The sequence below is a fragment of the Streptomyces sp. NPDC098101 genome (assembly GCF_044760185.1).
GTDB lineage: Bacteria > Actinomycetota > Actinomycetes > Streptomycetales > Streptomycetaceae > Streptomyces.
Window position 1 is genome coordinate 989,381 of record NZ_JBIWAS010000003.1, and the last position, 20,942, is coordinate 1,010,322.

19 protein-coding genes are annotated in these 20,942 nt (G+C 74.2%); 8 read left to right on the top strand and 11 right to left on the bottom strand.

Annotated features, from left to right (window positions below; translation table 11 throughout):
- Positions 1-42 precede the first annotated feature (42 nt).
- A complete protein-coding gene (locus tag ACIQVI_RS17555) occupies positions 43-633 on the top strand; it encodes a DUF4240 domain-containing protein (RefSeq protein WP_403596393.1) in 591 nt (196 codons plus the stop codon).
- Positions 634-688: 55 nt separating this feature from the next.
- Here the strand turns inward: ACIQVI_RS17555 and ACIQVI_RS17560 are convergent, their stop codons facing one another.
- Complete coding sequence (locus ACIQVI_RS17560) at positions 689-1,567, bottom strand: lytic polysaccharide monooxygenase (RefSeq protein WP_351970804.1); 879 nt, start codon at positions 1,565-1,567, stop codon at positions 689-691.
- A 217-nt stretch (positions 1,568-1,784) separates the two neighbouring features.
- A complete protein-coding gene (locus ACIQVI_RS17565) occupies positions 1,785-2,612 on the bottom strand; it encodes a lysozyme (RefSeq protein WP_403596396.1) in 828 nt (275 codons plus the stop codon).
- Positions 2,613-3,248: 636 nt separating this feature from the next.
- On the opposite strand from ACIQVI_RS17565, the gene ACIQVI_RS17570 reads away from it, so the two are divergent.
- Positions 3,249-3,680 (top strand): MarR family winged helix-turn-helix transcriptional regulator, encoded by a 432-nt coding sequence (locus ACIQVI_RS17570; protein ID WP_121830382.1) that lies wholly within the window; start codon positions 3,249-3,251, stop codon positions 3,678-3,680.
- Positions 3,681-3,684: 4 nt separating this feature from the next.
- Here ACIQVI_RS17570 and ACIQVI_RS17575 read toward each other — a convergent pair whose 3' ends face one another.
- The gene (locus tag ACIQVI_RS17575) at positions 3,685-4,482 is read right to left on the bottom strand and encodes a hypothetical protein (protein ID WP_403596400.1); all 798 of its coding nucleotides are present in this window, start codon (positions 4,480-4,482) and stop codon (positions 3,685-3,687) included.
- Between the two features lie 371 nt (positions 4,483-4,853).
- On the opposite strand from ACIQVI_RS17575, the gene ACIQVI_RS17580 reads away from it, so the two are divergent.
- From ACIQVI_RS17580 to ACIQVI_RS17600, 5 genes are all read left to right on the top strand, one after another.
- On the top strand, positions 4,854-7,820 hold the full coding sequence (locus ACIQVI_RS17580; protein WP_403596403.1) for a nitrate- and nitrite sensing domain-containing protein: 2,967 nt from the start codon (positions 4,854-4,856) through the stop codon (positions 7,818-7,820).
- A complete protein-coding gene (locus ACIQVI_RS17585) occupies positions 7,817-8,308 on the top strand; it encodes a roadblock/LC7 domain-containing protein (RefSeq protein WP_351970786.1) in 492 nt (163 codons plus the stop codon). Before ACIQVI_RS17580 ends, ACIQVI_RS17585 begins: the two co-directional genes overlap by 4 nt.
- A 5-nt stretch (positions 8,309-8,313) precedes the next feature.
- Positions 8,314-8,727, top strand: coding sequence for a DUF742 domain-containing protein (locus ACIQVI_RS17590; protein WP_121830398.1), 414 nt, complete (start codon positions 8,314-8,316; stop codon positions 8,725-8,727).
- Positions 8,728-8,806: 79 nt separating this feature from the next.
- A complete protein-coding gene (locus tag ACIQVI_RS17595) occupies positions 8,807-9,433 on the top strand; it encodes an ATP/GTP-binding protein (protein ID WP_351970803.1) in 627 nt (208 codons plus the stop codon).
- Positions 9,434-9,474: 41 nt separating this feature from the next.
- Complete coding sequence (locus ACIQVI_RS17600) at positions 9,475-10,710, top strand: styrene monooxygenase/indole monooxygenase family protein (RefSeq protein WP_403596408.1); 1,236 nt, start codon at positions 9,475-9,477, stop codon at positions 10,708-10,710.
- A 121-nt stretch (positions 10,711-10,831) separates the two neighbouring features.
- On the opposite strand, the gene ACIQVI_RS17605 is transcribed toward ACIQVI_RS17600, so the two are convergent.
- From ACIQVI_RS17605 to ACIQVI_RS17620, 4 genes are all read right to left on the bottom strand, one after another.
- Positions 10,832-12,103 carry an NlpC/P60 family protein gene (locus ACIQVI_RS17605; protein WP_403596411.1) on the bottom strand — a complete coding sequence of 424 codons (1,272 nt, stop codon included), beginning with the start codon at positions 12,101-12,103 and terminating at the stop codon, positions 10,832-10,834.
- Between the two features lie 170 nt (positions 12,104-12,273).
- Positions 12,274-12,570 carry a hypothetical protein gene (locus tag ACIQVI_RS17610; protein WP_403596414.1) on the bottom strand — a complete coding sequence of 99 codons (297 nt, stop codon included), beginning with the start codon at positions 12,568-12,570 and terminating at the stop codon, positions 12,274-12,276.
- 53 nt (positions 12,571-12,623) lie between these two features.
- Entirely contained in the window at positions 12,624-13,346 is a 723-nt protein-coding gene (locus ACIQVI_RS17615) for a helix-turn-helix domain-containing protein (RefSeq protein ID WP_351973806.1), read from the bottom strand.
- 52 nt (positions 13,347-13,398) lie between these two features.
- Entirely contained in the window at positions 13,399-14,334 is a 936-nt protein-coding gene (locus ACIQVI_RS17620) for a diiron oxygenase (RefSeq protein WP_403596417.1), read from the bottom strand.
- 177 nt (positions 14,335-14,511) lie between these two features.
- On the opposite strand from ACIQVI_RS17620, the gene ACIQVI_RS17625 reads away from it, so the two are divergent.
- Positions 14,512-15,630 (top strand): ferritin-like domain-containing protein, encoded by a 1,119-nt coding sequence (locus ACIQVI_RS17625; protein WP_403596420.1) that lies wholly within the window; start codon positions 14,512-14,514, stop codon positions 15,628-15,630.
- Between the two features lie 90 nt (positions 15,631-15,720).
- Here the strand turns inward: ACIQVI_RS17625 and ACIQVI_RS17630 are convergent, their stop codons facing one another.
- From ACIQVI_RS17630 to ACIQVI_RS17645, 4 genes are all read right to left on the bottom strand, one after another.
- Positions 15,721-17,196 (bottom strand): penicillin-binding transpeptidase domain-containing protein, encoded by a 1,476-nt coding sequence (locus ACIQVI_RS17630; RefSeq protein WP_403596423.1) that lies wholly within the window; start codon positions 17,194-17,196, stop codon positions 15,721-15,723.
- Positions 17,197-17,293: 97 nt separating this feature from the next.
- Positions 17,294-18,673 (bottom strand): FtsW/RodA/SpoVE family cell cycle protein, encoded by a 1,380-nt coding sequence (locus ACIQVI_RS17635; RefSeq protein WP_403596426.1) that lies wholly within the window; start codon positions 18,671-18,673, stop codon positions 17,294-17,296.
- 86 nt (positions 18,674-18,759) lie between these two features.
- A complete protein-coding gene (locus tag ACIQVI_RS17640) occupies positions 18,760-20,043 on the bottom strand; it encodes an ATP-binding protein (RefSeq protein WP_403596429.1) in 1,284 nt (427 codons plus the stop codon).
- Positions 20,040-20,891, bottom strand: coding sequence for a hypothetical protein (locus ACIQVI_RS17645; RefSeq protein ID WP_403596432.1), 852 nt, complete (start codon positions 20,889-20,891; stop codon positions 20,040-20,042). The genes ACIQVI_RS17640 and ACIQVI_RS17645 overlap by 4 nt, the downstream gene beginning before the upstream one ends.
- Between the last annotated feature and the right edge of the window lie 51 nt (positions 20,892-20,942).

Genomic DNA, 20,942 nt, shown 5'->3' on the forward strand with positions numbered 1-20,942 from the left:
GGCGGCTCCGCGATGTCAGTCCCGGCTGTCATGATCGTACGCATGAACGAAGACGCCTTCTGGGCTCTCATCGACGAGTTGAGCGGCCGCCCCGGCACCCGGGACGAGCGGCTGGAGTGGCTGGAGGGGGAGCTGCTGCGGCGTCCGGCCGGGGAGAGCGTGGCGTTCCAGGTGCGCCTGGAGAAGGCGTGCGGGGCGGCCGACACGCACGCGCTGTGGAGGGCGGCGGACCTGATCGAGGGCGGCCGCTGCACCGACGACGGCTTCCACTACTTCACCCTCTGGCTGGTGGGCCAGGGACGGAAGGTGTACGCGTCGGTGCTCGCCGACCCGGACGCGCTGGCCGACGTGTCCGACGTGCGGGCGCTCGTGGGGCGGCACCACGGCGAGTGGGACGACGACGAGTGGCCCGAGTGGGAGGAGCTCGACTACGTCGCCCAGGACGCGTACGACGAGCTGACCGGCCAGGAGGACGACGACGGGGAGGAGTTCCTCGAAGCGGTGGAGGCCGCGGAGGACGAAGAGGACGAGGACGAGGGGGAAGAGGGCGAGGAGCGCGGGGCGGCCGGGCCGGAGGGGTTGGCCCTGCCCCGGCTCGCCGCCCTCTTCCCGCTCGGGCCGTCCGGCTCCTAGGTGCCGCCCGGACCGAGCGGGACCGGGCGGCGTCCCGGGGACGCGTGGGGGTGCGTCAGGAGGCGGACGTGTTCCGGCGGCGGCCCAGGAGCAGGCTGCCCGCCGCGAAGGCGGCGAGGGCGCCCGCGCCCGCGAGGGCCGGTACCAGGGGGGAGGAGGTGCCGGCGGCCTCGGCGGAGAGCGCCGGGGGCCGCTCGTCGCCGCCGTGGCCCGCGTGGCTCACGGTGGACAGGGCGGCGCCCGCCGCGATCTTCGCCTCGGTCGGGGCCTTCGCCGGGGTCGCGGCCTTGGCCGCCGTACCGCCGAAGGTGACGTCCGAGCAGCTGTAGAAGGCCTCGGGGCTGTCGTTGCGCTGCCACACCTTGTAGACGACGTGGCGGCCGGTGCGGGCCGGCAGGGTGCCGGTGAAGTTGTAGTAGCCGTCGGTGGCGGTGCGGGTGGTGTGGTGGACGGCGACCGGGGTGGCGTCCAGGTCCGACCACTTCAGGGGCTGGGTCGGGTCGAAGCCGGCCTTGGTGATGTAGACCGTCATGGTGCCCGAATGGGCCGCCGTCGCCCGGACCTTGAAGTCGAAGGAGCCGGCGGCGACCGCCGTCGCGGGCCAGTCGGTGCGCGCCCAGTCCAGGGCCCGGTACTTCTCGCGGTTCGCCGAGCAGAGCTTGCCGTCCGGGATGAGGGACCGGTGCTGTCCGTCCGCGTTGGCGATGTTGACCTCGTTCCAGTCGTAGAGCGGCTGGGTGCCGGAGTCGGCGACGAGGTCCTTGCACACCTGTGACCTGGGCGTCTCGGGGCCTTCGGCGTAACAGGCGGCCAACCGGCTCACGGGGTTGAAGACGGCCCCGTGGGCACTGGCCGCCGTGGGGGTGAGACCGACGAGCGCGGCGGCGGACAGGGCCGCGGCACCGGCGGCGGTGGCACGGCGGACGGAGGGCAGGGAGGACATGCGGGGGCTCTCTCTCGTGCGTGGGGGAGTACGGAACGAGCAACGCGCGCGGGGCGCCGGGAAGTTGAAACCCGGGCGACCGTCGTAGAGCCTCGCATTGGTCCATACCAATGAGCAAGGGGGTGGAGGAAAAACGGGTGCGGCCCCCGGGGCGCGTCGTGCGCCCGGGGGCCGCCGGGAGGGAGGGGCGACGGGGGCGACGGGGGCGTCAGCCGTTCGCGAGCGCCCGCACGCGCGAGAGGTCCCCGTTGAAGCGGTTGTGGTCGCCGACCGTCGGGCCGGTGGAGGTGTACTGCCACATCGTGTAGTACTCCCAGCCGGCCGGCAGCGTCCCCACGGCGGAGGCGTAGCGCGCGACCCACAGCGGGTTGGTCGCGCCGAAGCCGGCGTGGTTGCCGGTGCACTGGGTCCACCAGCTCGTCGCCGTGTAGATGACGGCGTCCCGCCCGGTCCGGGCCTTGTAGCGGTTCAGGAAGTCGCGGATCCAGGTCACCATCCCGGCCTGGGTCTTGCCGTAGCAGGTCGCGCCGTACGGGTTCCACTCGATGTCGAGCACGCCCGGCAGGGTCCTGCCGTCCTTCGACCAGCCGCCGCCGTTGTCGACGAAGTAGTCGGCCTGGGCCGCGCCGCCCGTGGTGTCCGGGGTGGCGAAGTGGTACGTGCCCCGGATCATGCCGACGTCGTACGAGCCGTTGTACTGCTGGGTGAAGGAGGTGTTCTTGTAGTAGGTGCCCTCCGTGGCCTTGACGTAGGCCCACCGGACGCCGCTGTTCCACAGCGTGGACCAGGCGACGTTCCCCTGGTGGCTGGAGACGTCCACGCCCTCCGTCTGGACGGCCCGGGTCGGCGCGCCGGGGGTGCCGTCGCGCCCGTCGTGCGCGAGGACGCCCATGCCCATGCTCGCGGTGCCGCGGGCGGGCGCCTTCCGGACGTCCGCGTCCGGGGCGGCTCCGGCGGGGCCCGCGAAGGGGAGGAGGAGGGCCAGGGCCGCGAGGGCGGCGCCGGCGAGGGTCGTTCCGGATCTGTGCACACGCATCGCGTGCCTCCGAAAGGCTCGTGGGGAGAGGGGGCGACACGTCCTGGTGTGGACATGTCAGTGGGGGTGGTGGAAACGACGCTACGCACGTAGACCCGCCCGTGGAAGGGGACCTGGTCGCCGCCGTTGGTCTACGCCTGCGAAATACTGGAAGAGCTGCGGAAACGGCCGCGACGGGAAGAAACTTTCAGCGGCCGAAAGGCCGCCGGTGTGGCGGAGACGCGCCACGGGAAACACGCGGGAGGCACTGACGTGCACGAAAGCGGTACGGCACGCGAAAGCGGGATTACCCCGCGGGCCCTACCCGGAACCGGGGCTGCCCTGCCGACCCCCGACGCGGACGGGGATACGCCCCCGACGCCGGGCAAGCCCGGAACCGCCTCGCCGTCCCCCGGCAGGTCCGGGGCCAAGCCTCCGGCACCGGGCGGCGCCCGAGCCGCCTGGCCGTCCCCCGGCGGGGCTGGAACCGTTCCATCAGCCCCCGCGGGCGGGGGCGGGGATACGTCTTCGGCACCGGGTGGGGCCAAAACCGCCCCACCGGCCCCTGGTGGCACCGGGGCCACGCCTCCGGCACCGGGCGGAGCCGGAACCGTCCCACCCGCCCCCGGCGGAGCCGGGACCCTCACCCCGCCCCCCGTGGACCGGGAGTTTCTCGCTCTCGAGCGTGAGCTGGCGGTGTTTCTGCGGCGGGCGCGGGCGCAGTCCGGGGAGATGGCGCGGGAGGTGCATCCCGAGTTGGAGCCCGCCGCCTATGGGCTGTTCGTGCGGCTCGACGACGCCGGGCCGCAGCGGGCGACCGAGCTCGCCGGGTACTTCGGCGTCGGCAAGGCGACCATGAGCCGCCAGCTCCGGGCGCTCGAAGACCTCGGTCTCGTCGCCCGCGACCCCGACCCCGCCGACGGCCGCGCCTCCCTCGTCCGCCTCACCGAGGAGGGCCGGAACCGCTTCCGCCGCGTCCGCGACGCCCGGCGCGAGCGCTACGTCCGCAAGCTCGCGGACTGGGACCGCGCGGAGGTCGCCGAGCTGGCCCGCCTCCTGAACCACTTCAACGTACGGGCGGAGGGCTGAGGGCTCAGCCCTCCGGCGGCCCCGGCTCCACGTACGCCGCCGTCGCGTCGTCGTGCAGCTTCCAGCGCCGTACGCCCCCCGCCGCCGCGTCCGCGACCTCCCGCTCCCGCACCCGCCGCAGCAGCCCGGCCGGCCCCTCCGCGCGCAGGACGCCGAAGCAGTCCGCCCAGTCGCCCTCGCCGAACAGGTCCACCCAGCGGCTCGCCCCGTCCGTGAGCGCCGCCAGGGCCCGCACCTCCGCGCGCGGCACCGTCCCGGTCACCGCCCGCTCCGCGACCGCCGGATCGGCCGCCGCCGTGAAGAAGCCGCCCTCCCGGTTCCGCAGCCGGTCCGTCGCCGCCACGGAGCGCAGCACCTCGGCCGGCACCCGGTCCAGCCGGTCGTCCAGCATCGCCCGTACCGCCCCGTCCGGCCCCTCCAGGAGGAGGACCGAGTCGGAGAGGACGAGGTGCTCGACCACCGCCCCGTCCCAGCGGGCGAGGACCACGGTTGCCTGAGGCGTCCTCACGTGAGAAAGGTCACAGCTCCCCCGATGGGCGTCCGCGGTGCGCCGGATTGCCAGGGAGAGGATCTCGGACAGGGGGACGTCCGGCCGGGAAGCGGACAGTTCGGTCAAAGCCCCGCCGAGCCGGGCGGCGAACCACGGCACGCCGTGCACACAACCGTCATCGCCGACGGGCGGCGTGACGCCGTCGAGGAGGACGAGCGTCCCCCTGCCCTCCGCCGCGAACAGGGCGGTGGCCGTCCAGTCCTCATTGGGGCGTTCGGGGCTGCCGGGAAGGGAGAGGACGTCGCTGCGCATGGAGCCCAGTGTGCCCGGACCCGCGCCCGTCCCCACCGGACCCTTCACCGGACCCGCGAATGACGGGAAAAGGCCTGTACCAACCGGGCGGACGCGGGGGAAGGAGCGGAACGGACGCCGTCGCGGACCTGCGGGCGGGCATCCTGCCAAAGGCCGCCCGGAAGATCCAACCGGGGCCGCTTCCGGGCCTTCGGACCCCGCCCGGGGAAGTTGTTCGCCAACTCGGGAGTGTTGTTCACTCGTTCGGGTGGCGGAGCGGCCGATGGCCGTCCCCTTCCCGGAAGCGCTGGAATGGTCGGAAGCCGTATCGGGGGTGGGGGCGCTCCATGTGACCGGCCGTCACCCCTGCTTGGTGGGTGGACGAGTCAAGAATGCGAGCACCGGTGCAGATGAAGCGGCCTCGGAGCAAGAACGGCACGCGGAGCCAGAACACCGGTGTACCGCCGGCCCCGGGCGCCGCCACGGCCCCCGCCGGAGGCGCGGCCGCCCCCGACCGCGCCCCGTCGTCCGCCCCGGCGCAGCCGCACGCCCCCGCGCAGCACCACGCCGCACCCGCCGGCCGCGCCAAGCGCGTCCGCAACCGCCTCGTCGCCGGCGTCGCCCTCGTGGGCGTCACCGTCCTCGCCGCCGGAGCCCCCGCGATCCTCGCCGCCTCCGCCGAGCTCACCGACTCCCAGCGCCTGGTCACCCTCGCCGAACTCGACCGCCAGGCCGTCACCCTCGCGCACTCCCTCGCCGACGAGCGCGACGAGGTCGTCGCGTACATCGCCGCCGGACGCGACGCCCAGACCGGCGACGCCGAGAAGAAGCGCAAGGTCACCACCGTCCGCTCCACCCGCGTCGACCGGCAGATCGACGAGATCCGCCCCGCCGCCTCCACGGAGCTCCGCCGCGACCTCGCCGGCGTCCCCTCCGTCCGCCGCGCCGCCCTCACCGGCAAGGGCACGGCCCTGGAGGCCCACAAGGCGTACTCGGACGTCATCGACAAGCTCCAGGCCCTCGCCGACGAGCTGGCCGACCGCACCCCGGCCCGCGCCGCCGACCCCTCGCTCACCGAGGCCACCCGCGCCCCCGCCGCCCTCGGCCGCGCCGTCGAACAGGCCTCCGCCACCCGCGGCCTGCTCCTCGCCGCGCTCGCCGTGCCGCAGCCCGAGCCCACCGGCGAGTTCCGCTACGACGCCACGACCGGCACCTACGTCCCCGAGGAGCCGAAGGGCACGGCGGAGGCGAACCGGACCCGCGACCGCCTCACCGCCGCCGCCCAGCAGGCCCGCGTCCGCGAACTCGCCGCCCTCGGCGACTTCGACCAGGCCGCCGGGGCCGCCGCCCGCGACTCGCTCGCCGGCACCGTCGCCGGACCCGACGTCAAGAGCGCCGAGCGCTCCCTCGCCTCCCTCACCGACCAGCCCCGGCTGACCGATGCCGAGCGCAAGACCGACCCGGCCGCCCTGGAGGCCGCGCTCTCCGCCCGCGTCGAGCAGATGCGCGGCGTCGAGTCCGCCCTCGCCGCCCAGCGCGTCGAACGCCTCTCCGCGCTCCGCGACGACGACGTCACCGCGCTCGAACTGCGCCTCGCCTTCCTCGGCGGCTGTCTCCTCGTCGCCGTCGGCGTCTCCACGTACGTCGCCCGCAGCCTCACCCGGCCGCTCGCCGTCCTGCGCATCGGCGCCGCCCGGCTCGCCGCCGCCCCCGAGCCGCAGACCGAGGAGCCGGTCCGCTTCACCGGCCGCAACGACGAGTTCGCCCAGGCCGTCCGCTCCCTCAACACCCTGCACGGCAAGCTCGCCGGCCTCGCCGCCCGCACCGGGCACCTCACCGCCGAGCGCACCGACCTCGCCGCCGACAAGGAGGCCCTCGCCGCCGAGCTGGCCGCTCAGCGCGCCGAGCTCCAGGGACAGGTCGCCCTCCTCACCGCCGAGCTCGAAAAGCTCCGCGGCACCGTCCGGCACACCTTCGTCAACCTCTCCCTGCGCAACCTCGGGCTCGTCGAGCGCCAGCTCGGCGTCATCGAGAAGCTGGAGGAGCGCGAGCAGGACCCGGACCGCCTCGGCACCCTCTTCAAGCTCGACCACATGGCCACCGTCATGCGCCGCCACAGCGAGAACCTCCTCGTCCTGGCCGGCCACGAGCACGTCCACGGCCACGCCGGGGCCGTCCCGCTCGTCGACGTGCTGCGCGCCGCCGTCAGCGAGATCGAGCGGTACGAGCGGGTCACCATCCAGTCCCTGCCGCCGCACGCCCAGATCGCCGGCTTCGCCGCGGACGACCTGAGCCACCTGGTCGCGGAACTCCTGGAGAACGCCACCTCCTTCTCGCCGCCCGACGCCGAGGTCCAGCTCTCCGGCTGGCTCCTGGAGACCGGCGAGGTGATGCTCTCCGTCCAGGACTCCGGCATCGGCATGACCCCCGCCCGCTTCGCCGAGCTGAACGCCCGCCTGGCCGAGGCCGACCCGGACGCCTTCGAGGGCGAGGGGCTCGGCATGAGGGTCGTCGCCCTCCTCGCCGCCCGCCACGGCGTCCGCGTCGAGCTGCGCGAGCAGCAGCCGGGCGGCACGGCGGCCGTCGTGGTCCTGCCGCTGCCCCTGCTGCCCACCGCCCCGCCGGCGGCCGTGACGGAGCCCGTACGGGTCCCGGGCACGGCCCCCGTCATCCAGCTGCCCGGCTCGGTCGCGGAGGCCAACTCCAACACCCTGCCCTCCCGCACCCGCGACCCGCTGGTGGAAGCGGCGGAACGCGCCTTCGCGGAGGCGGAGCCCTCCGGGGGACACCCGGACGGCACGGCGGAGGAGCCGTACGGGCCGGACGCCGTCTCCGAGCAGCCGTACGACCCGGAACCGCGGCGGACGGCGGAGGAGCCGTACGCCCCCGAACCGGAGCCCTCGCCCTCGGAGTCGTACGAACGAGAAGGAGGGGGCCACGCCCCGGAGTCCGTCTCCGAGACCACGCTCCAGGTCCGCCTCCCCGTCCCGCCGCCGGAGCCGGACGCCCACGAGCGCGCCGCCGACGCGGACGCCGACGCCACCCACCCCGCTCCGGCGGAGCCCGTCGCCGACCAGGCGGTTCCCGGACCGCGTGCCGGGCAGTGGGAACGGGTCACCGACAAGGGCCTGCCCAAGCGCACCCCCCAGGTGGTGCGCCAGGCCGGACCCGCCGCCGCTCCCCGCGGGGGCGGCGTGGACGCCGAGGCCCTGCGCCGCCGGCTCGGCGGCTTCCACCGGGGCGCCGAGGCCGGGCGCCGGGACGTGGAGGCGGAGATGGGCACGACGGGGATAGCGAACGCAAGCACTGCACGTACAGAGGAGAAGACGGGGGACACAGTCGAGGAGGCACGCAGTTGACCGCGACGGGAACGTTCGGACTGAGTACGGAAGCCCGCAACCTGCAATGGCTGCTGGGAAATCTGGTCGAGGAGGTGCCGGGGGTCCGCTCGGTCGCCGTCGTGTCCTCGGACGGCCTGATGCTGCTGTCCTCGGACCCCGCCACCCAGCAGGACACCACGGCCGCCGACGAAGCCGGCCGTCCCCAGGGGCCGCGCGGCTCCAGCGCCGACCTGGCCACCATCGTCTCCGGCATCGGCAGCCTCACCATCGGCGCCGCGCGCCTGATGGACGGCGGCGGGGTCAAGCAGACCATGGTGGCGATGGACGAGGGCAGCGTCTTCGTCATGTCGATCAGCGACGGCTCGCTGCTCGGCGTGCACGCCACGCCCGACTGCGACATGAGCGTCGTGGCGTACCACATGGCGCTCTTCGTGGGCCGCGCCGGTCACGTACTCACCCCCGAAGTCCGCAGCGAGCTGCGCAAATCGTTGGAGAGCCCCCAGTGACGGCCATGTCCTCGGTTCCTCACTCCTTCAAGCTGCCGGTACGGGGAGAGGGGCGCCGCCCCGCGCGCGTGCGCCCCTACTCGCTGACCGGCGGCCGTACCCGCTTCGGCCACGTCCTGCTCGTCGAGACCTTCGTGGCCGCGCTCGAAGCGCCCGCCGCGCGCAAGGTCCTGACGGACGGCGGGCCCGGCGCCCGCGGTCTGATGCCGGAGATGCGGGCCATCGTCGAGATCTGCCGCCGGATGCGGACGGTGGCGGAGATCTCGGCGCTTCTGAAGATGCCGTTGGGGGTCGTCCGGGTGCTCCTCAGCGACCTGGCCGACCAGGGAAAGATCCGTGTGTACGGGACCGGTCACGGCACCGGCCAGCCCGACCGCGCGCTCCTCGAAAGGGTGCTGAGTGGACTCCGTCGTCTCTGACGCCTCCGCCGTCTCCGGGACCGTCCCCGTCCCCGGAAGCGTCGCCGAAGCCGACCCCGCCGCCCCGGCGGCCGTCGGCATCCCCGCCCAGCCCCGCCCCGATCCGCTCGCACCGGACGCCGAGGACGGCGCGCAGGACTGGCAGCTCGACCACACCCGCGCCCCCACGGCGACGAAGATCGTCGTCGCGGGCGGCTTCGGCGTGGGCAAGACCACCTTCGTCCGCGCGGTCTCCGAGATCACCCCGCTCCAGACCGAGGCCCTGATGACCCGGGCGAGCGAGGACACCGACGACCTCACCGCCACCCCGGACAAGCTCACCACCACGGTGGCGATGGACTTCGGCCGGATCACGCTCGACGACGACCTGGTGCTCTACGTCTTCGGCACGCCGGGGCAGCAGCGCTTCTGGTTCATGTGGGACGACCTGGTGCGCGGGGCGATCGGGGCGATCGTGCTCGCCGACACCCGGCGCCTCACGGACTGCTTCCCGGCCCTCGACTACTTCGAGAGCTGCGGGCTCCCGTACATCGTGGCGGTCAACCACTTCGAGGGCAGCGAGCTGTTCGAGGCGGAGGACGTCAGGGAGGCGCTGACCGTGCCCCCGCACGTCCCCGTGGTGATCATGGACGCGCGCAAGCGCTACAGCGTCGTCGAGACCCTGCTGGCCATGGTCGCGCACTCCCTGGACGCCACCCCCGAATAGCCCGCCGCCCCCTCACTTACGCCACGCCAGGAGCACCACCCATGCGGAAGATACTCATAGTCGGGGCCGGACAGTCCGGTCTCCAGCTCGCCCTCGGACTGCAGTCCCGGGGGTACGAGGTCACCCTCATGTCGAACCGGACGGCGGACGAGATCCGCGCCGGCCGGGTCATGTCCACCCAGTGCATGTTCGACACCGCCCTCCAGCACGAGCGGGACCTCGGGCTCAACTTCTGGGAGTCCCAGGCGCCCCGCATCGAGGGCCTCGGCGTCTCCGTCGCGGGCCCCGACTCCTCCCGCCTCATCGACTGGGTCGGCAAGCTGGACGGGTACGCCCAGTCCGTCGACCAGCGGGTCAAGATGGCCGGCTGGATGGAGACCTTCGCCCAGCGCGGCGGCCAGCTCGTCATCCACGGCGCGGCCGTCGGGGACCTCGACTACTTCTCCCGCACCTACGACCTGGTGCTCGTCGCGGCCGGCAAGGGCGAGCTGGTCTCCATGTTCGAGCGGGACGCGTCCCGTTCCCCGCACACCGAGCCGCAGCGGGCGCTGGCCGTCGCGTACGTCCACGGCCTCGGCCCGCGCCCCGAGCACCCGGACTTCGACGCGGTCCGCTGCAACGTCGTGCCGGGCGTCGGCGAGCTGTTCGTCATGCCGACCCTCACCACCGGCGGCCGCGCCGACATCCTCTTCTGGGAGGGGATCCCCGGCGGCCCGCTCGACGTCTTCAAGGGCGTCAAGGACCCCTCCGAGCACCTGGCGCTCACGCTGGAGCTGATGGAGCGGTTCACGCCGTGGGAGTACGCGCGGGCCACCAAGGTCGAACTGACCGACGCGGGCGGCACCCTCGCCGGCCGCTACGCCCCGACCGTCCGCAACCCGGTCGGCCGGCTCCCCGGCGGCGGCCCGGTCCTCGGCGTCGCGGACGTCGTCGTCGCCAACGACCCGGTCACCGGCCAGGGCTCCAACTCGGCCGCCAAGTGCGCGGCCGCGTACCTCTCCTCGATCGTCGACCGGGGCGACGCGCCCTTCGACGAGGCCTGGATGCGCGCCACCTTCGACCGCTACTGGCAGACGGCCCGGCACGTCACCAAGTGGACGAACGCGATGCTGGCCCCGCCCCCGGAGCACGTCCTGAACCTCCTCGGCGCCGCCGGCCAACTCCCGCCCGCCGCCGACCGCTTCGCCAACGGCTTCAACGACCCCTCCGACTTCGAGAACTTCTTCTACGACCCGGAGAAGACGGGCGCGTACCTGGCGTCGCTGACGCAGGGCTGACAAGGACCGGCCACCGCCACGACCGCCGAAAACCGGTCGTGGCGGTGGCCTGTTCCGTTCGATCGTGCGGACATGTCCCTCTCGAACGCCCTCGCCTGGCGCGGGCGGTCGACCGGGTGGTTCAGGCGTGGTCGAAGCCCTCGTCCTCGCCCGTCCTCGCGCCCGCCGGGAGGTCCGGTGGGGCGTACGAGGTCAGGGCCGTGCCGTCCGGGTCCGGGCGTACGGCTCCGAGCAGGGGGTTCGCCGCGAGGGGGGAGACCTTCACCTTCGCGCCGGGGCGCGGGGCCTGGACCACCAGGCCCTCGCCCAGGTAGACCGCCACGTGGGTCGCGCCCGGGAAGTAGAGCACCAGGTCCCCGGGGCGCAGCTCGGAGAGGGCGACCCGGGGGAGCGTCGCCCACTGCTCCTGGCTGGTCCGGGGGATCTCGCGGCCCGCCGCCGCCCACGCCCGCTGCGTAAGCCCCGAGCAGTCGTACGCCTCCGGGCCCTCCGCCCCCCACTCGTACGGCTTGCCGATCTGCCCCACCGCGAACCGCAGGGCCTCCGCGCCCGCCCGGGACGGGGTGCGCGGGCCGTCCAGGACGCCGGAGTCCAGCAGTTCGCGCTGGGCGCCCGCCGTCTGGGTCCGCTCCAGTTCCGTGAGGCGGGTGAGCTGGGTCGGGGAGAGGCCGGCGAGGAGCTTCTCGACCTCCTTCAGTTTCGTCCGGACCTCGTCGCTCCGGGTGCGCTGTTCGGCGGTGAGGCGCCGCTGCCGGTCCAGGGCCTTGTGGGAGGCGCTCGCGAGGGCGTCGGCCCGGCGGGCGGCCGTTTCGAGCCGGGCGACGGCGCCGGCCCGGTCCCGGCCCTCCCGGGCCGCCAGCCGCTCCCGGTCCATCGCCGCCCGGGGGTCCGGGGCGAAGAGCACGTCCAGGTACGAGGAGAGCTCCGACCTGCCCTGGTACTGCGCCCGGGCGATCCGCCCCGCCTCGGCGCGCTCCCGGTCCAGGGCCCTGCGCGCGGTGGTGAGCCGGACCGCGAGGTCCTTCGCGTCGGCGGTCCGGAGCCGCAGCTGCTCCTCGGCCGCGTTGTACCGCTCGGTGGCCTCCTCGGCCTGCCGGTAGAGCGTGCGCAGCCGGGTGAGCAGGCCGGTGACCGAGGTTCCGCCGGGGGGTGCGAGGGCGGCGGCGTCGTCGGGTTCCGCGTCCTTCGGCTCGATGGAGGCCGTCGGTACGGGGACCTTCGGGTCCACCGGGCCCACCGGTTCCCGCTCCGGGTCCGGCCGGGCGACCGGGGCCCGGGCCGGAGGCTCCACGGGCGGGTCCGCCGGGTCGGCGCCCGCCGTGACCGGTCCCGTGAGCGCCGCCAGCGCGGCGAGGGCCCCCGTGCAGACCGTGCGCAGCAGCCTTCGTGACACGTCACCACCTCCATGGGGATGATGACGGTTCATTTCGTGTGATGAGAGGATGAGCGGGGCGCGTCCGGTGCCCTCACCCGGTCGGACTCATCCTGTCGGGCTCATTCGGGCGGGCTCGTTCGGGCAGGTTCATTCGGGCGGGCTCGTTCGGGTGGGTTCATCCGTCGGGCTCATTCGGCCGGACCGGAGCCGTCGGTCCTCCCGCCCGGCTTCGACCACGGCCACCTCAGCTCGCGCCGCTCCCGGCCCCCGGGGGCGTACGCGTAGACCCAGCCGCGCTGGAGGCCGAGCCGCTTCGTGTACCCGGCGGGCTCGCGCCGGTAGGCGTACACCGTCGGCGGGTTCCCGTCGTGCGCCGGGACCGGGACCTCGTACCACTTCGGCGGGTGGCCGGTCGGGCCGAGCAGGATCGGCAGGACCCGGCCGTCCAGGGGTCCGCCGCGGAAGGGGGTGTTCTCGCTTCTCACCCCTCCAGTCTCCCCCGCCGCTCCCGCGAAGGGCTCGCCGTCCCCCGCGCGGCTCACAGCAGGTGGGCCGCCTCGCTCACCACCGGGATCACCCGGCGGGCCAGGGCCGCCACCGGCCCCTCGGGCGCCTCCTGGGCGAGCAGCCGCCGGACGACCTCCATCGTCTCCGCGTCGCCCGCCGCCGTCGCGGCCAGCAGCGCGACCAGGTGGTCCACCATCCAGTCGCGCAGCTCCGCCGCCGGGGGCCGCTTCCCCTCGCCCAGCCAGATGAGCGAGGCGGCCTCCACGGCGGCGATCCACGTCCGGACCAGCATCCCGAGCCGGAGCCCCGGCCGCTCCACCCCGAGGTGGAGGAGGATCTGCTCGGCGGCGGCCCGCCGCACCTCGTCCACGATCGCCGTGGTCTGCGGGGTCTCGACCACGCTGCCGCCGCGCAGCAGGGCGCTGAACCCGGCGTCGTGCCCGTCCACGAAGGCCAGATAGCGGTCGAGCACCCGGCCGAGCCGCTCCGTGGGCGGCCCGTCCGGCGGCTCGGCGAAGCAGCGGTTCAGGGCGTCGGCGGAGGAGCGCAGGGCGGCCTCGTACAGCTGCTGCTTGCCGCCCGGGAAGTAGCGGTAGACGAGGGGCCGCGAGACGCCGGCCGCCTCGGCGACGTCGTCGAGGGAGACGTCCTCGGGCGGCCGGTGGGCGAAGAGCCCCAGGGCCGCGTCGAGCAGCTGGCCGCGCCGCTCCTCGACGCTGAGCCTGCGGTAGGCGGGCGTGGCGGGACTCGTCATGCCCCGCAGCGTAACCGCGCGCCTCCCCGGCCGGGCGCCCGGACCGGGCCCCTCAGGCCAGCAGCCCCGAGGACTTCCACAGCCGCCGGCCCGGGCCGCGCAGGATCCCCACGTCGTCCAGGAAGTCCGTCAGCCGCTTGGCGCCCGCCCGCATGACCTCCCGCCGGTGCCCGCTCGCCCGCACCTGGGCGACGGCCTCGCGCCGGTCCAGGCCCACCGCCTCGTACACCCCCGGGTTGACGAAGCAGACCGAGAAGACCCGGGCGGCCTCGCCGCAGCTCAGCCGGGTGAACTCCCGCTCCCAGCGCGGCGCGGTCACCATCTGGCGGCGCAGCTCCTCGCGGGCGTACCGCACGTGGCGGGCCTCCTCCACCACGTGGATCCGCGTCACCCCGCGCACCAGGGTCTGCACCCGCTCGTCCGGGAACGTCAGGCGCTGCATCCAGTCCAGGATCTCCTCGCCGAGCAGCGTCGAGGCGAAGGAGCCCGGGGTGGTGGAGACGGTCTTCAGGATCCGCGCGAGGTTGTGGTAGACCCGCGGCACCGGATACGCGGGGGTGCCGCCGCGCCGGATCAGCCGGGCGAACATCATCGAGTGCCGGCACTCGTCGGCGATCTCGGTCAGCGCGTACCGCACGTGATGGCTGGTCAGCGACTTGTCGTAGATGTGCCGGACGAGCAGCTGCATGAGGATGATCTCGAACCAGACGCCGAGGGAGGCGAGCGAGGCCGCCTCGTGCCGCGAGAGGTCGATCCGCTGCTCCTCGGACATCCGGCGCCACAGCGGGGTGTCGTAGAGGGAGACCAGCTCGGGCGGCCAGAACCACTTCCCCTCCTCGAAGGGCGCGTCCCAGTCCAGCTCGGTGTCGGGGTCGTACGAGTGCTTGCGCGAGGACTCCAGGAGGCGTTCGGCGACCTGCTCGCGGTCGCGCAGCGGCCCCAGCGCGTCCCGGACGAGGGTGAAGTCGGGCTCGTGGAAAGGGCTCATGTGGAGACACCTCGCAGTGCTCGCCGTCGCGTTGCCGTGGGTCGACTGTTATTGGACTGCTCGTCAGCAGCGCCGTCAATCCTTCGCGCACGACCCCGTCCGACTTGTTGACGGACCGTCAACAGCGTGTGAGCCTGCTGGGGCCGGACCGAAGCGGGTCGGCGGAAGGAGTCGTCCATGTCGACGCACGACCTCTACGCGAACGCCCCGGACGGAGCCGTCTGGGACGTGCCGGCCGCCGGCGCCGCCCGCTTCTCCTGGGACTACGACGACGGCCGCGACCGCCTCCTCGCCCTCTACCAGAAGGGCAAGGACAAGCAGTGGGACGGCGCCACCCGCATCGACTGGGACCTGGAGGTCGACCCGTACGACCCGCTCGGCACCCCGGACGAGGCCCTGGACCTGCACGGCACCCGCCACTGGGCCAAGCTGACCGACAAGGACCGGGGCGAGCTGCGCCGCCACTACTCCTCCTGGCAGTTCAGCCAGTTCCTCCACGGCGAGCAGGGCGCCATGATCTGCGCCGCCCGGATCGTGGAGTCCGTCCCCGACCTCGACGCCAAGTTCTACTCGGCCACCCAGACCATGGACGAGGCCCGGCACGCCGAGATCTACGGCCGCTTCCTCCACGAGAAGGTCGGGATGCTCTACCCGATCGACGACAACCTCAAGGGCCTCCTCGACGACACCCTGCGCGACTCCCGCTGGGACATGCCCTACCTCGGGATGCAGGTCCTCATCGAGGGCCTCGCCCTCGCCGCCTTCGGCATGATCCGCGACACCACCGACAAGCCGCTCCCCAAACAGATCCTCGCGTACGTGATGCAGGACGAGGCCCGGCACGTGGCCTTCGGCCGGATGGCCCTGCGCGACCACTACCGGCAGCTCTCGGACGCCGAGCTCCGCGAGCGCGAGGAGTTCGTCATCGAGGGCTGCCACCTGATGCGCGACCGGCTGCGCGCCACCGACGTCCTGGTGAACTTCGGCGTCGCACGCAAGGAGGCCGAGGAGCTGACCGAGCGCAGCGAGTTCCTCCGGCTCTTCCGCAAGCTGCTCTTCAGCCGGATCGTCCCCTGCGTCAAGGACATCGGCCTGTGGGGCCCGCGCCTCCAGAAGGCCTACCTGGACATGGGCGTCTTCGACCTCGGCGACTCCAACCTGGACCTGCTGATGGCCCAGGACGAGGAGCTCGCGGAACGGCTCGACGCGGAGCGCTTCGCTGCGGAGGAACGGGACCGGGCGGCGGAGGTGGCGGCGGCGATCGAGGCGGGCGGGATCGAGGCGGGATCGGAGTAGGGGCCTCCGGAGCCGGGCCCCCGCGTCCTGCCTCCGACCTCCTGCCTCCGCCCCTTCTTTCTACCCCCGCCTGTTCTACCCCCGCCCCTTCTACCTCCGCCCCTCCGTCTCCAGCCGCAGCGCCTCCTCCATCACCGCCCTCGCGATCGGCGCCGCGCTGCCGCCCCCGCTGATGTCCGTACGGGAGGCCTCCGCGTCCTCGACCACCACCGCCACCGCCACCGCCGGCCGGGCCGCTTCCTCGCCCTGCGCCCAGGCGATGAACCAGGCGTAGGGAGTGCCGGTGTTGCCGAAGCCGTGCTGGGCCGTACCGGTCTTGCCGCCGACCCGGGCCCCCGGGATCGCCGCGTTCGTCCCCGTCCCGTCCTCCACCGCCCGCACCATCAGCTCCTGGAGCCGGAGCGCCGTCGAGGGGTTCATCGCCTGCCGGTAGGCGCGGCGCGCGGTCCGCTCCACGGTCGCGCCGCCGGAGGTCGTCGTGCGGTCGACGAGGTGCGGGCGGGCGATCTCGCCGTTGTTGGCGACCGCCGCCGCCACCATCGCCATCTGGAGCGGGGTCGCCGTCGTGTCGAACTGCCCGATCGAGGACAGGGCCAGCTGGTCCGGGCTCATCTCCCGGTCGAAGGTGGACTTCGCCACCCACGACGGCACCCGCAGCCCCGTGTCGTTGAAGCCGAACCGTTCCACCGCGTCGACCATCCCCGTCAGGCCCACCTCCACCGCGAGCCCGGCCATCACCGTGTTGCACGACCACTGGAGCGCGTACGCGAGGGAGGCGTCGCCGCAGCCCTTCGCCTCGTTCGGCAGCACCTGCCGGGTGCCCGGCAGCACGAACGGGTCCGGGGTGTCCGTCGGCGCGTCCACGTCCCGCACCACGCCCGCGTCCAGGGCCGCCGCGGCCGTCACGACCTTGAACGTGGACCCCGGCGGGTACGTCTGCCGCAGCGCCCGGTTCAGCATCGGCCGGTCCGGCGCGGAGTTGAGCCGTTCCCAGGCCTCCTTGACCCCCGGGCCCGTCCCGGAGAGCACGCCCGGGTCGTACGAGGGCGAGCTGACGAGCGCCAGGATCCGGCCGGTGGCCGGCTCGACCGCCACCACCGCGCCCCGTTTTCCTTCGAGCCCCCGGAAGGCGGTCTCCTGCATCGGCGCCCGGATGGTGGTGATCACGTCGCCGCCGGGCTCCCGGCCCCGGGTGAGGCCGTTCAGGAGCGGCAGCGGCGCCAGCATCGGCTCCGTGCCCGCCAGGACCGCGTCCTCGGCGTCCTCGACGAGCGTCGTGCCGTACGTCTGGGAGGCGTGGCCGGTCAGCGGCGCGTACAACGGCCCCTGGCGGTAGGTCCGTTCCCAGCGCAGCTGCTGTCCGCTGTCCCGGGAGGCCGTCACCGGCTTCCCGTCGACGACGATCTCGCCGCGCGGCTGCGCGTACCGGCCGATCGCGATCCGCCGGTTGGCCGGGTCGTCGTCGAGCGACCCGGCCTCGACGACCATCACGCGGCCCGCGTTGACGAACAGTGCGGCCAGGAGGACGAGGCAGAGCGCGGCGGCGCGCCGGATGTAGCGGGTCACCGGACCTCCCCGGAGGAGCACCCGGCCGTACGCCCGGCCATGAACCCCATCGTCCGCCTGACCGTGTGCCCGCCCGTGAACCCCGTCGTCCGCCCGTTCACACGGCCCCCTCCTTGACCCGTGCGAGCTCCCCGGTGTCGGCCGACTCCGGCCGTGGCGCGCGGGCCGAGTCGCTGACCCGGACGAGGAGGGCGACGATCACCCAGTTGGTCACCACCGAGGAACCTCCCTGCGCCAGGAACGGCATCGCCATGCCGGTCAGCGGGATGAGCCCCATCACCCCGCCCGCGATCACGAAGACCTGGAGCGCCACGATCGAGGCGAGCCCGATCGCGAGGAGCCGCCCGAAGGGGTCGCGCAGCAGGAGGCCGGCGCGGTAGCCGCGGCCGACGAACAGCGCGTACAGCAGCAGGAGCGCGGTCAGGCCGACGAGTCCCAGCTCCTCGCCGGCCGTCGCCAGGATGAAGTCGGACTTGGCGGCGAAGCCGATGAGCACGGAGTGGCCGAGGCCGAGCCCCGTGCCGAGCATCCCGCCGGCCGCGAAGGCGAACAGGGACTGGGCGAGCTGCCCGGGCCCCTCGCCCGCCCGGATCGAGGCGAAGGGGTCGAGCCAGTCCTGGACCCGGCTGTGGACGTGCGGTTCGAGCGAGCCGACCAGGAAGGCGCCGGCGGAGGCGAGCACCAGGCCGACCGCGATCCAGCCGGTCCGGCCGGTCGCCACGTACAGCATGATCACGAAGAGGCCGAAGAAGAGCAGCGAGGTGCCGAGGTCCCGCTCCAGGACGAGGACGCCGACGCTCAGCAGCCAGATCGCGACGACGGGCCCGAGCACCCGGCCCGAGGGGAACTGGAACTTCCAGATCCGGCGGCCGGTGTGCGCGAGCGCGGTGCGGTTGGCGGCGAGGTACGCGGCGAAGAAGACCGCGAGCAGGATCTTGGCGAACTCGCCCGGCTGGAAGGAGAGCCCGCCGATCCTGATCCAGATCCTGGCGCCGTTCACGGCGGGGAAGAAGATCGGCAGGAGCATCAGGGCGAGCGCGGCGGCGACGGAGACGTACGCGTACCCCTGGAGGGAGCGGTGGTCGCGCAGCAGCAGCACCACCAGGATGAAGAGCGTCACCCCGAGCGCCGACCAGACCAGCTGGGTGGTCGCCGCCCGGTCGTACGGCGTCTCCAGGTCGAGCCGGTGGATCAGGGCCAGGCCCAGGCCGTTGAGCAGGACCGCGATCGGCAGCAGCAGCGGATCGGCGTACGGGGCGCCGAAGCGGACCGCGAGGTGGGCGACGAGCGCGAGCAGGCCGAGCCCGGCCCCGTAGCGGGCGGCGTCCGGCGGCACGGCGCCGCCGCGGGCGAGACCGACCGCGGCGTAGCCGTAGACGGCGATGAGGACGGCGCAGACGAGGAGGGAGAGTTCCACGCCGCGGCGCTTCGGGACGGGGACCCCGGGCGGGGGCGCGTCCGTTCGCGGTGCGGTCATGGAGCGCAACGTAGCAAGCGGTGCGCGCTATGTCCCTTTTGCGGGACGGTGTGCCGTCGCGCTCCTCCGGCGGCCCTGCCGCGCCCTCAAGCGCTCCCTTCCGGCCCCTCCGGCTCCGGATCGGACAGGTGTACGTACTCGGGGAGCCGCAGCCGGGCCTCGGCGCCCCCGCCGGGCGCCCCGGCGAAGACCAGCTCGGCGCCGATCACCTCCGCCTGCCCCACCGCGATGGTCAGCCCCAGGCCGTGCCCCTTGCCCCCGCTCTCGGTGCGGAACCGCTGGGGCCCGGACTCCAGCAGGTACGCGGGATACCCGGGCCCGTGGTCCCGCACGGTCACCACGGGGCCGTCCACCGTGACCACCACCGGGGGCGCCCCGTGCTTGTGGGCGTTGGCCACCAGATTGCCGAGGACCCGTTCCAGGCGCCGCCGGTCCGTCTCCACGGTGGCGTCCCGGACGACCCGCACCTCCGTCTCCGTGCCCGAGGCGCGGACCACCCGCCCGGCGAGCGGGCCGAGCTCGTGCGCCGCCAAGTCCACGGTCTCGTTGCGGGCGTCGAGCCGCGAGATCTCCAGGAGGTCCTCGGTGAGCGCGCGCATCGCCCGCACCCTGTCCCGTACGAGCTCCGAGGGGCGGCCCTCCGGCAGCAGTTCGGCCGCCGCCGTGAGCCCGGTCAGGGGGGTGCGCAGTTCGTGCGCCACGTCGGCGGTGAACCGCTGCTCGCTCTGCAGCTTCCGCTGGAGGGAGGAGGCCATGGTGTCGAGCGCGCCGGAGACGGTCGCCACCTCGTCCTGGGGGCGGGAGGGGTCCTTCGTCCTCGGGTCGTCCACGCGCGCGTCGAGGTCCCCGGCGCTGATCCGGCGGGCCACCCGCGCGGTGAGGTGCAGCCGGCGGGTGACCCGGGTGACGGCGAAGACGCCCACGACCAGGGTCGCCCCGATCGCCAGGACCGAGGAGCCGAGCAGCGAGCGGCCGAGCGCGTCGATCGTCCCGGCGCTCTGCGTGTAGTCGAGGCGCACGGCGAGGGCCCGGCCGTCGGCGGGGCCCGCCGCCCACATCGCCGGCCGGCCCCCGCGGTCCGCGACCACCGTGCCGCGCTCGCCGCGCAGGGCGAGGAGCCGCAGGGCGGCCGGGAGGTCCGGCGGGTCGATCCCCGCGAACCGGGGGAGCGGCTCGCCCGCCTCGTACAGGTCGGTGACCTCCCCGAGCCGGGCCAGCGCCTTCTCCCGGGCGTCGTGCACGGTCTGCCGGGTCACGGACACGTGGACGAGGGCGCCGAGCAGCGCGGCCAGGGCGCAGCACATCACCGCGATGAACACGGCGGCCTTCCAGGTGAGGGTCGCGGTCCACGCGGGCCGCACCACCCTCACGGGGCCTCCTCCGGAGGGGGCGGGGGTACGGGGTCCCCGGGCGCGGGGCCGGTGCCGGGGGGTCCCGTACCGGAAGGCCGGGTACCTTCGGGTCCGGTTCCGGAAGGCCCCGTCCCGGCAGGTCCCGTACCAGGGGACCCCGTCCCGGACGGCCGGGCGCTCGGGGGTCCGTCGCCGGGGCGGCCCGTGCGGACGATTTCGTCGCGGGTGGGCAACATGCTGCCCTGCCGCTCGTCCCAGGACCAGGCCGTGCGGTACTCGTACCCGGGGATGCCGGCCGAACCGACCCGCATGATCAGGTCGCGCCCGGCCAGTTCCACGCTGATGACCTGGTCCACGGTGGACATGATCCGGGTGAGGCCGCCCCGCTCGGCGCGGTAGACCCGTACGGCGACCTGCTGCTCGGGCATCCGGATCCCGACGATCAGCTCGTCACGCCCGTCGCCGGCGAGGTCCCGGTAGTACGGCCGCAGGACCGGACAGGCCCCCGGCTCGCGCACGCACGCCTCGACGGCCCGCGCGGTTTCCTCGTACAGCCCGTCCGCCCCGCTGCGCGCGTCCGGGTGGGCGCGCACCTCCGCGCGGACGACCTCCACCGCGTCGACGGAGCGGACGTCGCCGCCGGCGACCCGGATGCCGGGGACGCGCTGGATGTCGGACTCGCCGTAGTCGATCGGCGGATTCGTGGCGGGCGGCAGATCGGGCCAGAGCCGTACGGGCCCCACCGCCGGGCTCGTGGGCCCGGCGCTCTCCAGGCCGCCCGTACCGGCGGATCCGCACCCGGCGAGCACGGCGACGAACAGCGCGCACAGGACGCCGACGGCGCCGTGCACTCCGCGCGGTCCCACGTGGCCACCTGCTCCCGGTCGGTCTACGGGCCATCCCGCTCCCCGTAGACC

Excerpts from the sequence above, each read along its gene's own strand:
- ACIQVI_RS17575 (WP_403596400.1), bottom strand. The coding sequence starts at position 4,482 with ATGCGCAGCGACGTCCTCTCCCTTCCCGGCAGCCCCGAACGCCCCAAT.
- ACIQVI_RS17555 (WP_403596393.1), top strand. The coding sequence starts at position 43 with ATGAACGAAGACGCCTTCTGGGCTCTCATCGACGAGTTGAGCGGCCGC.
- ACIQVI_RS17590 (WP_121830398.1), top strand. The coding sequence starts at position 8,314 with ATGTCCTCGGTTCCTCACTCCTTCAAGCTGCCGGTACGGGGAGAGGGG.
- ACIQVI_RS17580 (WP_403596403.1), top strand. The coding sequence starts at position 4,854 with ATGCGAGCACCGGTGCAGATGAAGCGGCCTCGGAGCAAGAACGGCACG.
- ACIQVI_RS17620 (WP_403596417.1), bottom strand. The coding sequence starts at position 14,334 with ATGAGCCCTTTCCACGAGCCCGACTTCACCCTCGTCCGGGACGCGCTG.
- ACIQVI_RS17635 (WP_403596426.1), bottom strand. The coding sequence starts at position 18,673 with ATGACCGCACCGCGAACGGACGCGCCCCCGCCCGGGGTCCCCGTCCCG.
- ACIQVI_RS17625 (WP_403596420.1), top strand. The coding sequence starts at position 14,512 with ATGTCGACGCACGACCTCTACGCGAACGCCCCGGACGGAGCCGTCTGG.
- ACIQVI_RS17600 (WP_403596408.1), top strand. The coding sequence starts at position 9,475 with ATGCGGAAGATACTCATAGTCGGGGCCGGACAGTCCGGTCTCCAGCTC.
- ACIQVI_RS17615 (WP_351973806.1), bottom strand. The coding sequence starts at position 13,346 with ATGACGAGTCCCGCCACGCCCGCCTACCGCAGGCTCAGCGTCGAGGAG.
- ACIQVI_RS17565 (WP_403596396.1), bottom strand. The coding sequence starts at position 2,612 with ATGCGTGTGCACAGATCCGGAACGACCCTCGCCGGCGCCGCCCTCGCG.